Origin of the sequence: Metabacillus halosaccharovorans (assembly GCF_002019635.1) — a bacterium.
Taxonomy (GTDB): Bacteria; Bacillota; Bacilli; order Bacillales; family Bacillaceae; genus Metabacillus; species Metabacillus halosaccharovorans.
Map to the genome: position 1 here is coordinate 174,218 of NZ_KV917371.1, position 13,756 is coordinate 187,973.

The 13,756-nt window shown below is 34.4% G+C and carries 15 protein-coding genes; 4 read left to right on the forward strand and 11 right to left on the reverse strand.

The annotated features are described in order from the left end of the window. Positions 1–45: 45 nt before the first annotated feature. A complete protein-coding gene (gene dacB / locus BK577_RS00860; protein WP_078431188.1) occupies positions 46–1,524 on the reverse strand; it encodes a D-alanyl-D-alanine carboxypeptidase/D-alanyl-D-alanine endopeptidase in 1,479 nt (492 codons plus the stop codon). A gap of 131 nt (positions 1,525–1,655) precedes the next feature. Beyond that, complete coding sequence (locus tag BK577_RS00865) at positions 1,656–1,757, reverse strand: YjcZ family sporulation protein (protein WP_078431189.1); 102 nt, start codon at positions 1,755–1,757, stop codon at positions 1,656–1,658. Positions 1,758–1,894: 137 nt separating this feature from the next. Between BK577_RS00865 and BK577_RS00870 the strand changes: the two genes are divergently transcribed. Further along, positions 1,895–2,563 carry an SOS response-associated peptidase gene (locus BK577_RS00870; RefSeq protein WP_078431190.1) on the forward strand — a complete coding sequence of 223 codons (669 nt, stop codon included), beginning with the start codon at positions 1,895–1,897 and terminating at the stop codon, positions 2,561–2,563. Positions 2,564–2,628: 65 nt separating this feature from the next. Here BK577_RS00870 and BK577_RS00875 read toward each other — a convergent pair whose 3' ends face one another. From BK577_RS00875 to BK577_RS00905, 7 genes are all read right to left on the reverse strand, one after another. After that, complete coding sequence (locus tag BK577_RS00875; RefSeq protein ID WP_078431191.1) at positions 2,629–3,240, reverse strand: alpha/beta hydrolase; 612 nt, start codon at positions 3,238–3,240, stop codon at positions 2,629–2,631. Between the two features lie 18 nt (positions 3,241–3,258). After that, entirely contained in the window at positions 3,259–4,239 is a 981-nt protein-coding gene (locus BK577_RS00880) for a ring-cleaving dioxygenase (RefSeq protein WP_078431192.1), read from the reverse strand. 142 nt (positions 4,240–4,381) lie between these two features. Continuing rightward, positions 4,382–4,774 carry a hypothetical protein gene (locus BK577_RS00885; protein ID WP_078431193.1) on the reverse strand — a complete coding sequence of 131 codons (393 nt, stop codon included), beginning with the start codon at positions 4,772–4,774 and terminating at the stop codon, positions 4,382–4,384. A gap of 19 nt (positions 4,775–4,793) precedes the next feature. Next, on the reverse strand, positions 4,794–5,384 hold the full coding sequence (locus tag BK577_RS00890) for a spore coat protein (RefSeq protein WP_218970485.1): 591 nt from the start codon (positions 5,382–5,384) through the stop codon (positions 4,794–4,796). A gap of 209 nt (positions 5,385–5,593) precedes the next feature. Then, positions 5,594–5,878 (reverse strand): hypothetical protein, encoded by a 285-nt coding sequence (locus BK577_RS00895; RefSeq protein ID WP_078431194.1) that lies wholly within the window; start codon positions 5,876–5,878, stop codon positions 5,594–5,596. 73 nt (positions 5,879–5,951) lie between these two features. After that, the gene (locus tag BK577_RS00900; RefSeq protein WP_078431195.1) at positions 5,952–6,563 is read right to left on the reverse strand and encodes a YitT family protein; all 612 of its coding nucleotides are present in this window, start codon (positions 6,561–6,563) and stop codon (positions 5,952–5,954) included. A 187-nt stretch (positions 6,564–6,750) separates the two neighbouring features. Continuing rightward, a complete protein-coding gene (locus BK577_RS00905; RefSeq protein WP_078431196.1) occupies positions 6,751–7,380 on the reverse strand; it encodes a peptidylprolyl isomerase in 630 nt (209 codons plus the stop codon). Between the two features lie 116 nt (positions 7,381–7,496). Here BK577_RS00905 and BK577_RS00910 point away from each other — a divergent pair, with 116 nt between their 5' ends. Together BK577_RS00910 and BK577_RS00915 are read left to right on the forward strand one after the other, a co-directional pair. Further along, positions 7,497–9,407, forward strand: coding sequence for a DUF294 nucleotidyltransferase-like domain-containing protein (locus tag BK577_RS00910; RefSeq protein ID WP_245823476.1), 1,911 nt, complete (start codon positions 7,497–7,499; stop codon positions 9,405–9,407). A gap of 5 nt (positions 9,408–9,412) precedes the next feature. Beyond that, on the forward strand, positions 9,413–10,114 hold the full coding sequence (locus BK577_RS00915) for a 3'-5' exonuclease (protein ID WP_078431198.1): 702 nt from the start codon (positions 9,413–9,415) through the stop codon (positions 10,112–10,114). Between the two features lie 34 nt (positions 10,115–10,148). Here BK577_RS00915 and BK577_RS00920 read toward each other — a convergent pair whose 3' ends face one another. Further along, entirely contained in the window at positions 10,149–10,403 is a 255-nt protein-coding gene (locus BK577_RS00920) for a hypothetical protein (protein WP_078431199.1), read from the reverse strand. Positions 10,404–10,805: 402 nt separating this feature from the next. Between BK577_RS00920 and BK577_RS00925 the strand changes: the two genes are divergently transcribed. Beyond that, positions 10,806–11,639 carry a hypothetical protein gene (locus tag BK577_RS00925; RefSeq protein ID WP_169908052.1) on the forward strand — a complete coding sequence of 278 codons (834 nt, stop codon included), beginning with the start codon at positions 10,806–10,808 and terminating at the stop codon, positions 11,637–11,639. 55 nt (positions 11,640–11,694) lie between these two features. Here BK577_RS00925 and BK577_RS00930 read toward each other — a convergent pair whose 3' ends face one another. Continuing rightward, positions 11,695–13,755: a heavy metal translocating P-type ATPase gene (locus BK577_RS00930; RefSeq protein ID WP_078431201.1), complete on the reverse strand. Its 2,061-nt coding sequence runs from the start codon at positions 13,753–13,755 to the stop codon at positions 11,695–11,697. Position 13,756: the final 1 nt, after the last annotated feature.

The window sequence follows — 13,756 nt, forward strand, 5'->3', positions numbered from 1 at the left end:
TATACAATTATTTCAAAGAATCAAGGTAAGTTCAAAAATTTTGTTTTATTCAAGCCAATTTTGCAGGATAGAAAGGATTTTTTCTTCTATTATTTTACCTTTTTCTTCATCAGCCATATGATTTAATATGATTGAAAAGATTACTACTTCTCCATTCTTCGTTTCCAAAAACCCTGATAAAGAACTTACATTCGTCAATGTACCAGTTTTTGCTACTACCTTTTGTTTGAGGGGGGAGTTTATCATTCTTTTACGCAGTGTTCCACCTGTTAATTTATCCTCATCACCTGAAACAGGCAAAGCGTTGTATAATTGTGATAACCATTCTTTGGATTGGGCTTTATATAATAACTGTGTAATGGTATTTACCTGTGTCGTATTTATATGTGATAATCCTGAACCATCTCTAAGGACTGTGTTGTTCACATCAATTCCTAATTGATCCAATGTACTTATTTCGGTTTCTAACCCTTTTTCCCATGTACCTTGATTATGGGTGACCTTCCCCATCTCCTTTACAAGCATTTCTGCTATCGTATTATTACTTAATTTTAAAAATGGAATAAGAATCTCAAACAATGGCTCTGATTCATGTAAAACGAGCTTTTGAGTAGTAATCGGTGTTATATCAGAATAATAATTCCCTGTGACATGTATCCCCTGTTGAGCAAATTCTTTCTTAAAGAGCGCAAGTGTATATTTTGTAGGATTCCAAATTGAAATCCATTCTTTCATTATTTTTTTATCTTCAGGGATTGTTCCTTCTATCATCACTTCGTTTTTACCATGAACTCGTGTAATTTTTAAAGATTCTTCATTTTCTGCCTCTGTTGTGCTGGCTTTATTATGAATGATCACATAATCGGTAGAAGGAATTAGTTTAATTTTAGGTGCCCTGCCTTTTTGGCTCGGTGTAATTTGAATCTGTATTGTTCCTGCATCAAAATCTTCGTCAGGTGATGCTGTTAAGGCTGAAATTTGTGCTCCATAATATGTTGTTTCATCTGTCCAGGGTAAATCAACAGAATAACGAACCTTATCGTATCTGCTATCATCCCCTATTACATCTCCATCAATTGTATTGATTCCTTCTTGTCTTAATTGTTTTGCCATCATCTTGATGTCTTTTATTGTAAGTGTAGGGTCTCCCCCGCCTTTTATGTATAGATTTCCTTTTAATACACCTTTATTCTTCTTTTTTCCATCTGTTTTTATTTCAGTTTTAAAGGTATAGTCTGAACCAAGTATCGTTAATGCTGCTATGGCTGTGAATAGTTTTAAACTGGACGCTGGAGTTAAGCTTGTTTCTCCATTAAAAGAATACAAAATTTCACCTGTAGAAGCTGACCGTACACTTAAACCTGAAATAGCTCCTCTCATCATTGGATCATTCATTAAAATAGATTCAAGCTTGGTTATTCCTTCTGCTTTCAGCTCCAGTGAATATGTTGTGCTGCTTGTTAGGATTGATGCTATTAGTGTTGTTATCACTAATAGCAAAAGATAAAAAGTTTTCTTCATCATTGTTTGACCAAACTCCCTTTTATAGATCTAAACTTTAATTTCTTCAACCTAATGGTTTTTATCCAATGCAGCTGTAAAAAAAGAAAACCCGAGAACATGATCCATGTTCTCGGGTTGCCCTCTTCTACATTTTAATAACCCATATAAGAAGCTCCAATGATGATTAAAAGAATAAACAATACAACGATTAGAGCAAATCCTGCTCCATAACCATATCCGCCTGCGCCGCCCATACTATCACCTCCAGAACCGTTTATATACTATATGTAAAAATCCCCTTCCAGGTTATAGGCAAAATGATTAAGATCTTTGTTATTTCCTTTTTCATCAGATACACTGTATGTATCAATTTTTTATGGAGGCTATGACCATGTGTGGACGATTCTCGTTAGCAACAGAGCAATCAATTATTGAGGAACAGTTTGATGTATTGGTTCAAGAAGAACTTTCATATCGTTATAATATTGCTCCTTCACAAGATGTTTTTGTGATCGGTTCCAACGGACAGGATCGAATTGGGAGATTTATGCGTTGGGGACTTGTACCTCCTTGGTCAAAGGATTTAAAAATAGGCTATAAAATGATTAATGCCCGTTCTGAAACCATTGATGATAAAGTAAGTTTTAAAACTCCCTTTTTAAAAAAGAGATGCTTGATTATTAGCGATGGGTTTTATGAATGGAAAAGGAATGGAAAAGAAAAACATCCGTATAGATTTGTCATGAAAGACCGGCAACCTTTTGCACTTGCAGGTCTTTGGGAATGTTGGAATAAAGGGGACCAACACTTGTTCACATGTACGATTCTGACAACAGAAGCTAATAAAGTTACGGAAGAGATTCATAATAGAATGCCTGTTATTCTTCGTAAAGATGATTTTCATATGTGGCTGGATCCTAATTACCATAAAGTAAGAGAACTAAAATCATTACTTGTACCTTTTGACGAAAGATTAATGGAAGCTTATGAAGTTTCAAATCTTGTGAATTCCCCTTCCAATGATGTAAAAGAATGCTTGGAACCTATTAATAGTAAATAAAAAGGAGCTGTCTCTACACTTCTCTCTAAAAGTTGAAGTGAAACGAGATAACTCCTTTTAATTGTTTACGATTTAAAATTCTTTTCGTACCAAGTTTTTGCCTGCTCAATTTCTTCTCTTGTTAATTGGTGACCTGCCTGCCCCCAATGTTCAGTAATATTCGCATGTGCATTTCGTAAAGCTTCTGCTAATTCCTTCGTTTCTTCAATAGGAATAATAGGGTCATTTACACCAGCACCAATAAAGATCGGTATTCCATCTAAATTAGGAATTTCAACCTTTCTTCTAGGTACCATTGCATGAAGTAATATGGCACCTTGTAAAGCATTTTTATAATGATACATAAGACTTGCTGCAATATTTGCGCCATTTGAATAACCAATTGCTAAGATTCGATCACGATCAAATTGATACTTTTTAGCACTATCCTCTAAAAACTCGTTTAATTCGTTTGTTCGAAAAATAAGATCCTCTTCATCAAATACGCCTTCTGATATACGACGGAAAAATCGGGGCATTCCGTTTTCAGAGACATTTCCCTTCACTCCAAGAACTGAAGCATCCGGAGCAATCATTTCAGCAATTGGTAATAAATCTTTTTCATTTCCACCTGTACCATGTAATAAAAGCAATGTAGGAGCATGCTTGTCTTTTCCTTCAATAAAAATATGTTTCATTCCTTTTACCTCCAATTTTTAAAATTCTTTTGTATCTAACGGCTTTAACTTCGCTTCAATTTCTTCTCGTTGATGTTCAAAATAAGGAGGCAAAGCTAAATTTTCGCCTAGATGCTCGAAGTCTTCATCACCTTCAAATCCCGGACCATCTGTAGCCAGCTCAAAAAGAATGCCATTAGGTTCTCTAAAGTATAACGAGCGGAAATAATAACGTTCTACAAATCCTGAGTTAGGTAAGTGATTATTTTTTAAGAGTTCAACCCATTTTTTTAACTCTTCTTCATCTTCAACCCGAAATGCAACATGATGCACACTCCCTCTTCCAGGTCGCTCGCGGTTATTTTCAGCATCTTCGATAATATGAACCTCGGCACCTGATCCACCCTCACCTGTTTCAAAGACCCGAACTTCTTTTTGATCATTATTTCTAGTATATCCCTGCTTTTCTCTAAAGCCCATTAAATTTGTTAATACATTTATTGTTCGTTCGGGACGTGATACTGTTAACACCACAGGTCCTAGCCCTACAATTCCATTTTCTGAAGACACAGTACTTTTATCCCAAGGTTTTCCACCTTCAACACCGATATTTGTTTCATCAGAAACAAGAATCAATCGTTGACCCTCGTGATCTCGAAATGAAAGAGTAGCTCGTCCCATTTTTTCTTGTATTTCATCATGATCTACTTCCAGCTTCTCAAAACGATTTTTCCAATAGTGTAGTGCTACATCATTTTTCACACGAAGAGATGTTGCTGAAATACTATTTGTTCCCGGGTATGTTCGTCCTGCGCGGGGAATTTCAAAAAAGGTTAAATCTGTTCCAGGATTTCCTCTCTCATCTGCGTAAAATAAATGGTAAACAGATGTATCATCTTGATTCACTGTTTTCTTTACTAATCTAAGGCCCAACACCTTTGTATAAAATTGATAATTTTCTTTGGCATTTGCAGTAAGGGCAGAGACATGATGTATTCCTTTTAAAGGTTTAATAGTCATATAAATCGTCCTCTCCAACTGTTCAGAATCTTCTTATATCAAATATCTTGAATTCAAGATAATTATATATGAACTTTGTTCATCCGTCAAGACATGAACCTTATGTAAAAGGGGTTAACGAAATGTTCGCTAACCCCAAGTTTTACTGTTGAATAAATTGTCTTTGCTGTTGGAAATGACGGTAGCTTGGAATTTGTTGATGTACATGGCTTTGCGTGTGTAATGGTTCATTTTGTATGAATGCTTGAGAAGAGTTGTATGCTGTACCGGAAATTTCCTGTTGCATTTGATTGCAAATATTTAGGATTTGTTGACATTGTTGTAATGCTTGATTATGTCCTTGCAAGCTCTGTTGTATCACTTGTGTGGCTTGTTGTTCTTTTTGCATGAGTTGTTGTAGCACTTGTGCATTTTGTTGTTCTTGTTGCAACATTTGTTTGTATAATTGTGTACCTTGCTGTGTTTGCTGAATTAACTGTTGAACAATTTGTCGACATTCATTAATTTGTTGCATCGCATGTTGTGGTGTATGCATGTTAAATCCCTCCAAAGTATTAGAATGTTTGTTGTTGGTTGCTATAGAGTGCGTTTGGTTGGTAGCTCTTAATCATAGCGTTAGTTGTTGCCTGATCAAATGTTGGCACTTGATAATATCCTTTTTGATTCATATACATCCATGTTTCATATGCTTGATCCGCACAGTTTTTTGCACTTTGAGTCATCATTTCTCTCATTTGAGAATCTGTTAATTCCAGAGCAGCATGCATTTTCATAACCGCACCTGATTTGTGTGTGCCCAGCATTAATGATGCTACATCACGGTCATTCAACTGGTTAAGTGATGCATTAGGAGCTTCAGGTACTCCATTCATTTTTATTCCATATGTTGGTGTTGTTTTCATCGATGTTTGTAAAGATTGAAGCTGACCTTGGTTTCCTTTTTGCTGTAATGTGTTAACAAAAGCTGTATACTCGTTCGTCATAAATGAAAGCTGGTTTTGAAGAATATTTTGCAAGTTTTGGTCTTGACAATGTTGTTGTAAAAGCTGGAATTGATTTATCCCATTTATCATACAACTTAACACTTCATGACACTCCATAATTTCATGAGCACCTATGTTTACTTGATTCATTTGGCTTTGCAAGGAAATACCCCCTTAAGTCATTTTTTAAAGCCAAATTTAAAATCCCACTAACAAATATGAATTATTCATTTGTTCCTTATTCATGAAAAATTAGAAAAACACGACTTACCGCCCAACAATGGCGGAAGTCGGTGTTTCTTATACTTTAATCCTTTAATATAAGTAAATTTTCTTAAAGTACAAAAAAACCTAGAATAAATACTAGGTTTTTAAGAAAAATAAGATTGTATCGAACCGTTTGGTTTTAATGTCATGGTTATTCTTGCATGATGTTTAATATCTTTTGTTAATGTGAAGTAGATACCATTCCATCCAAGCTGCCAATCTTTTGGTGCGCAAGCTTGCAAGTGTAACAATTGATATTTATACATTTTATAACGAAGAGACATGGCGAAGTGTCCTTCAACAATTGCATACCATAATTCTTTTAAATAAGCTTTAGCCTCTTTAAAAGCTTCAGATTGTGAAATTTGATTTACCGTAAGATAATTCATCTGTCTCCCTCACCCTCTTTTTACTAGATTAGTTGAGTTCGACCAATATTACTAGTTTTAAATGTTTCCAATCTTAAGCATGGCTGTTAATTGTATTTTCTTGATCCATTTCTTTTATTGGAGATTTCTTATATCTTCCAATAATATTACTTGCAATAAAGATACATAAAATTGAGAATAGAGCACTGAGCCAGCCTACTAATGCCAGAGCCAATAAAATAATCATAGAGTCACATACGAACAATACTATCCCTCGATTGATCCTATATTTCATGTCTATATATAATCCTAAAATATGAATCCCGCCTAATGAAGAACCGTTATTTAATACAAACGTTACACCAATACCAATGAGTAAACCAGAAAGGATAGAAGCAAAAAACATGTTCAATTCCAAAGCCGGAATGATTTGGTCAAACCATTCACGAAGTAAGGAGATACCTGTTATTGATAATAAGCTAGAGATCGTAAACCATTTCCCAAGCTCACGAATAGATATAAGAAAAAAAGGAAGATTCACGATAAAAAAGAGTGTACCCCAGGATAGAGGAGATAGAAATGAGAAGATGGTTGAAATACCTGCTGTCCCACCAAATGTTAGGTGATGATCTGATAATATTTTTATACCTAATGAAGTTAAAATAAGTCCCATTAAGACAAAAGAGAGTTTTTTTATTAAATCCATATAAAGCCCCCGATCATTGTTATCCTATTATAACTTATCTCATAGAGTAACCTTGGTCAATATAATGGAAATTATTCGGAATTTTTTATTTATTACGAACAAAAAGACTTTATCACGAAAACTCTATAAAGCTGAGTTTCATGTGATAAAGTCTTATTACTTAATGTAAAAAAATTTATTTAGAATCTCATTTAACCTTTTCTGGTTCAGCATATTCAATGCCAAATGTTTCAACTGTTATGCCTTTTATTTTTTGTTCTTCTAACGGCTTGTCCTGTTCACCCGTTTCTACTTTTACGATTTTATCTACAGCTTCCATTCCTTCAGATACTTTTCCGAAAGCTGCATAATCTCCGTCAAGATTAGAGGAATCAGCAACCATAATAAAAAACTGTGAACCGGCTGAATTAGGGTCCTGTGCTCGTGCCATCGAAATGACACCTCTTTCGTGCTTCACCTCATTTTCAAAGCCGTTTGAAGAGAATTCACCTTCTATACTATAGTCAGGTCCACCCATTCCTGTACCCTCAGGATCTCCACCTTGTATCATAAAGCCGGGAATCACACGATGAAAAATAAGTCCATCATAAAACCCAGAATTGGCTAACGTAATAAAGTTATTAACCGTATTGGGAGCTACATTAGGATATAGCTCAACTTTTATGACATCACCATTTTCCATTGTCATTGTGGCAATTGGATTTTCCTCAATGTTTTGAAGTGGCTTTTTACTTGTTCCTTCCTCCTCATTTGCTCCACAACCCGCTAACAAGATAAGGAACAAGGAAAAGATTAATAGATTAAACCTTTTTTTCATATATTACTCCTTTCTGAACTGGAATGTACGAATACTTCTCATTGCCTTCATAAATGCTGTTATGTATGTTACCGTTAAAGTATACAAGATTTATATAGGTGGTGTCTAACTTGTCAATGTCTGAACTTAAACATCTTTTGAAGGATTACTACCCTTTTTCACTGTTAACTGAATTTCAACTTCAAGAATTAGCTGATAAGGCCTCACATAAGCAATTTTCGAAGAACGAATTTATATTTCATGAAGATGAGGCTGTTGATGATATTGATCTCTACTTTCTTGTTTCCGGTTTAGCTAAAAATATACTACACCAATCAAATGGAAAACAATTATCTTTAAGATATTATTATCCGGGGGACATTATCGGGTTAATGGTAATGTTTACGAGCGGTGAATTAAATTTTTCTGTTCAAGCTTTGGAAAATTGCACGGTTTTCAAATTAAATAAACGACATTTCTTTGAAATTATGACAAGGAATAATGATTTTTCAAAGGTTATTTGGGGAAGTATTGGTGAGCGAACAAAGGCCTTATATGATGAAATGAAAAATAAAGCATCTCATGATGATGATGAAGAAAATGTACATCTCTTAAAGACACGAGTAAAACTCCTCATGGATCCGCCAATCTTTGTTCCTCCACATTATACGATGAGTGATGCTGCAAAAATTCTAAAAGATCAAAATGCATCAGGATTAATTGTAAGCAGAGATTCTTCAAAGATGCTCGGCATGATTACTTATGATGAGATATTAACATTTGCATCAACATCTCCGGCAACTAATTTAGTTAGCGATTGGATGAATCCAATTCCAGCATATGTTGATGCAGATGCTTTTGCGTTCGAGGCTTTATCATTTATAAAAAATAAGTTGAGTAAATGTATTCCTGTATTGAATAACCAAAAAGTGATCGGTATGTTAACTTCCCGTTCATTTTTAAATCTTGAAAATTCCAGCTATTTAGATCTAACCTATAATGTAAAAAAATCAACATCACTTGAAGACTTAGTTATACATGGACCTCTAGTGAACAAAACGTTACATGCTTTTGTCCAAGAGCTTGTTGAAAAAGAAAGCTATGCATATGAAGTATCGGAAATGATCACAAACCATAATGACAATCTCCACAGACACATGATTAAGCTAACTGAAAATGAAATGAAACAACAAGGATATGGTACACCTCCTATTAATTTCTGTTTTATTATAATGGGAAGTCAAGCTAGAAATGAACAAGGCTTTCGTACTGACCAAGATAACGGTATGATTCTAGCTGATTATGAGCATTTATCAAATCGGGAAGAAATTGAAAAGTATTTTAACACTTTTACTCAAAAGTTGAATACATCCCTCCGTCAACTAGGGTTTCCGGAATGTACGGGTGGAATTATGGCAAAAGAAGATAAATGGAGAAGGTCAGTATCACAATGGAAAAAAGATATTCAGACCTGGAAAGATGAACTTGACGCTCAAGAAATCCAAAATTTTACGATGTTTTACGATTTCAGACCTATTTATGGAGATTTTTCGTTAGCAGGTGAAGTAAGAACATTTTTAAATGAAAAAGCACAGCATTCTAAAACGTTACAGCAATTATTAATGAAGGACGCTTTGCGTTTTAAAATTTCAGCTCATCCTTTTGGATTAATAAATATAAAGCAAAAAAACAAAAAAATTAATGTCAAAAAAACAGGTCTAACACAGATTATTTATTCGACAAGAATTAACGCAATAAAATATGGAGTTAATGAAGTAAGTACAATAAAAAGGCTTAATGCTTTAAAAAACATACAAGCAATGCACCCTCGAGATGTTGAAAATGCTAAAACAGCCCTTCATTATTTACATTATTTTAGACTTAGACAAAATCTGAAAGAATTAGAAAACAATGATCATGTTTCTAACGAAATCCCGATTCATGACCTAACTAAAGAAGACCGAATGAAGCTCAAAGAAGCATTACAGGTTGCTCATCGTATGCAACAAGTAACAAAAATCAGCTTTAACAGAAACCGGGTGGTGTAGCCAGTTTGCCAGATGATATTAAGATTATAAAGTATTTTCTTTGGGATCATTACTTTCTAAAATACCATATAAAAAAAATGACGCAATTACCTTCCTTTTCAACAGCTAGACATTCAATCGAGGAATTCCTATCTAGTCAGCAAGGATTGATGAAACAATCGCTGTCATCTTGCACATTTACGATTTTTGATTTAGAAACTACGGGATTTTTCCCCACTATGGGTGATGAAATCATTTCAATAGGTGCCATAAAAGTAAAAGATCTCCAAATACAATATAATGAAGCATTTTATACAATCGTCAAACCTATTGGAAGAATACCAAAAGGAATCCAAGAACTTACAGGTTTGCCAGAAGAGATCCTTAGCAAGGCAGAACCTTTTCCAGTTGGTTTGTCCAAGTTTCTGGACTTTAGTAAAGGAAGTATATTAGTTGCACATCCTGCTACCTTCGATATTGAATTTTTAAAATCTACAATCAAACTATGGAGCCTTCCTCATTTTTCTGTTGAATATTTAGATTCACATCTACTTGCAAATGAAAAGTTCCAAGGAATGCGCAATTACTTAGATGAACTAGTTGAACGTTTAGGCATACCTGAAAGAGAAAGGCATCATGCATTAAATGACGCAATTATGACTGCAGAAGTTTTTATAAAGCTAATTGAAAAGTTTGATCCATCCAAAATAATTTCAGAATTACAGTAAAAAGGAGTGACTTTAGTAAGTCACTCCTCAATTTTTATACTTTTTTAAAGACTGCAGCCTGTATGGCCATTTCTCCTTGGTTATGATTTGTAATATGTGAGAAAGTGTAAATACATCCACATCCATCTATATCAAATAATGTCATTTCCATAAAATCCTGTGGTAACTCGTGCAAATGCTTTAAAATAATTTCATTTTCAGATGTGTAATAAAGATCTCCTTTCTGTAAATAGTGAACGAAAGGATTTGTTTCTAGTAGATTTTCTGACGGAATGTTGAAATAATTCATTTAAAGCACCTCACCTTTTTCTTTTAATTCAGTATTTTCTGATTATTTATATAATACACGAATCTTTGTACTTTGAAAACTATTTTTTAAAAATTTTTTCAAGATTAATCTTCTGCCTTTTTCTACAAAAAATTCTTTTTTTCTCACAACTGTTTCTCCTACATTTCTCTTTATTGACAAGCAAATGATACCAATTACCTAATCTACTTTTCATGATAAAATAAGCTGAAGGATGTGATAAAAACGATTCGTTTTAACCAAATTTTCATTATATTACTATTATCATTCCCTTTTTTAGTCAGCTTTGAAACCACTAATATAGATGATAAGACATTTGCATCTTTTCAATCACCTGAAGGAATAAATTTTACGAGTTATACGTCTTCTTGGGATGAAGAAAAATTGAAAGATTTATATAAAGAATTGTTACTAAATAAACATGGGCAAGAGATATCGGAATTAAATGAAGTTAGAATTTTAGGGGGAACACATTCTAGCACAAACACGAAAGGAAGTTATCATTCTCTTACGAAAACAATTGTCTTATACCAAGGCAATCAATATGAAACGCCTGTTGATTACCGTGAAACACTTTCACATGAATATGGGCATCATTTTGCCTATCATTATTTTCCATCACATCACCTTCCATTCTCAGAGTGGCAAAGAATACGTGGAATTGATGTTGCTGACATGAGGTGGGACGCTTTTTGGAATTACGATGAACGTTATCACGCATTCTACCCACAAGAAATTTTAGCGGATGATTATGTTCTTTTATATGGTGCCACGAGTGAAGTAGAACCTGAAGATGTAATGTCAAATGAGATCTTCTATCTGCGTACACAGCATGAAAATCAAGAAATTCCAAATGTGCTGGAAAACAAGAAGTTACACTCTTTTTTGGAAGAAAAAACAGGACTATCTATTGATTCGTCACGGATCATTGAATCACCAAGTTTAATCGAGTGGAATGATCAAACCATTCGTTTCTCAGTTTCATCAAGAGATCATATTGCATACCGCCTAAACCTTGAGCTAATTAATCAAAATGAAAAGCAATTAGTTGAATTGTATGAAGTTACCTCACATGATACGAATACATTGACTTTTAATTTACATGATCAGGAAATAATTAATTTGGCCGACTATGAATATGCCTTCATTTCGATTGATATTGTTGACTTAACGACGTCAATTGGATTTGAAACGGACGAAACACGCGTTTCACTTTAGTATTTTTTTAAAAAAGGATTGAATAACCTAAACAGGTTACTCAATCCTTTTTATGTTACTTTTTCTCATATAAAACTGTTAAGCTAATTAATGTGACGAGAATGGTAGCACCCATATCTGAAAGAATCGCAATCCAAAGGGTTAATAGTCCCGGAATTGTAAGGAGCAGTGCAATTAGTTTTAAACCTAATGCTAATGTAATGTTTAATTTAATAATGGAATTTACCTTCTTTGCTGATTTAATTGCATTAGGTAATTTCCCGAGATGATTTTGCATTAACACGATATCAGCTGTTTCAATGGCACTATCTGTTCCTTTTCCCATCGCAATTCCTAAATCAGCTGTTGCAAGTGCAGGCGCATCGTTTATTCCATCACCAACCATCGCCACTTTTTCACGATTTGATAGCTCTTTTATTTTGGCCACTTTTTGATCCGGAAGCAAACTAGCAAAATAAGATTTTACCCCTACCTTACCTGCTACCTTTTCGGCCGTTTTTTCATGATCACCTGTTAGCATGACCGTATGTTGAATTCCTGCTGCATGAAGATTTTTTATCACATTAATACTTTCTTCTCTTATTTCATCAGATATTCCCATAATTCCAAGAATATCCTCGTCTGTTGCTAAAATGACAATTGTCATTCCTCTTTCTTTGTATTGCTTAATTTGTTCCATCACATTTTGTTGAAAAGTGAAAGCTTTCATATGTGATTCATTTCCAAGAAAATACGTTACTCCTTCAATTTGGGCCACCAATCCGCTACCTGTCACTGTTTTTAACTCTTCTACAGGTAGATATGATAGTCCTTCTGCTTTTTTTATGATCGCTTTCGCAATTGGATGTGTAGAGTTTTTCTCAATAGAAGCTGCTATTTGCAGAAAGCCGGGATGATATTCAATATAATCTTCTACATAAGGCTCACCTTTTGTTAATGTCCCGGTTTTATCAAAAGCAATTGTTGTAACCTTTCCTAATTGTTCAAGGAAGACTCCACCTTTTATGAGAATTCCGTTTCGGGCATTTTTCGTTATGCCAGACACGATCGCAATTGGTGAAGAAAGGACTAATGCACATGGACAACCAACAATTAAAACAGCTAACCCCTGATAAAACCAATCGCCCCACCTGCCATCCAACAGTAGTGGAGGGATCAGCATAACAAATGCTGCAATAATCATAATGAGAGGGGTATAATATTTTGCAAATTTATTAATAAATAATTCCGTTGGTGTCTTTGTTTCCTGTGCCTCTTCTACAAGATGAAGGATCTTGGCCAGTGATGAATCTTCATATGCTTTTGTTATTTTAATTTTTAAGATTCCTTCATTATTTATACTTCCTCCAAAAACGGGTTCGTTTATTGCTTTTTCAACAGGCATTGCTTCTCCAGTAATGGCAGCTTCGTTAACAGAACTTTTCCCTTCAATCACGATTCCATCAGAAGGAATTTTTTCTCCTGCTCGAACGAGTACAATGTGATCTACACCCAATGAGGAAATACTGACTATCCTTTCTTCATTGTTTTCTATTACAGTCGCTTCTTTTGGTGCAATTTCTAGAAGCTTTTCCATGGATTTTCTCGCCTTTTGCATGCCTAGGCCCTCTAAGTACTCGTTCAGCCCAAACAGTATAGCGACTAATGCACCTTCTTTCCATTCACCAATACCTAATGCACCAATCAAGGCAATTGTCATTAATGTTTCGATATTGAATTTAAATTTGCTTAAATTTTTTAACCCCTTTAGAAAGGTTTGATAACCACTTAATACCGTTGCCGCAAGGAACATACCGATTGCGATATATTCATTTAAGAAATTCTCTGTGATAAACCCTGCGACATAGAACAAAGCGGATATAGACAGAAGAGCAATCCAATTGATACCTGATTGATGTTGATGATCATGGTGGCTATCATTTCCATCTTCTATAAAAGCTCCGTCAGAAGATAAGATCTTTTTGACCTTGTTTAAATCTACAGAATGATCTACCTTCAGCTTTCCTGTATTATAACTTAAAGAGGCTGATTCACCCGATGGCAATTTGTTAATTTCATCCTGTAGCTCTCTTGTACAATTGGCACAAGTTAATCCTTTTACTTTATATTCATTCATT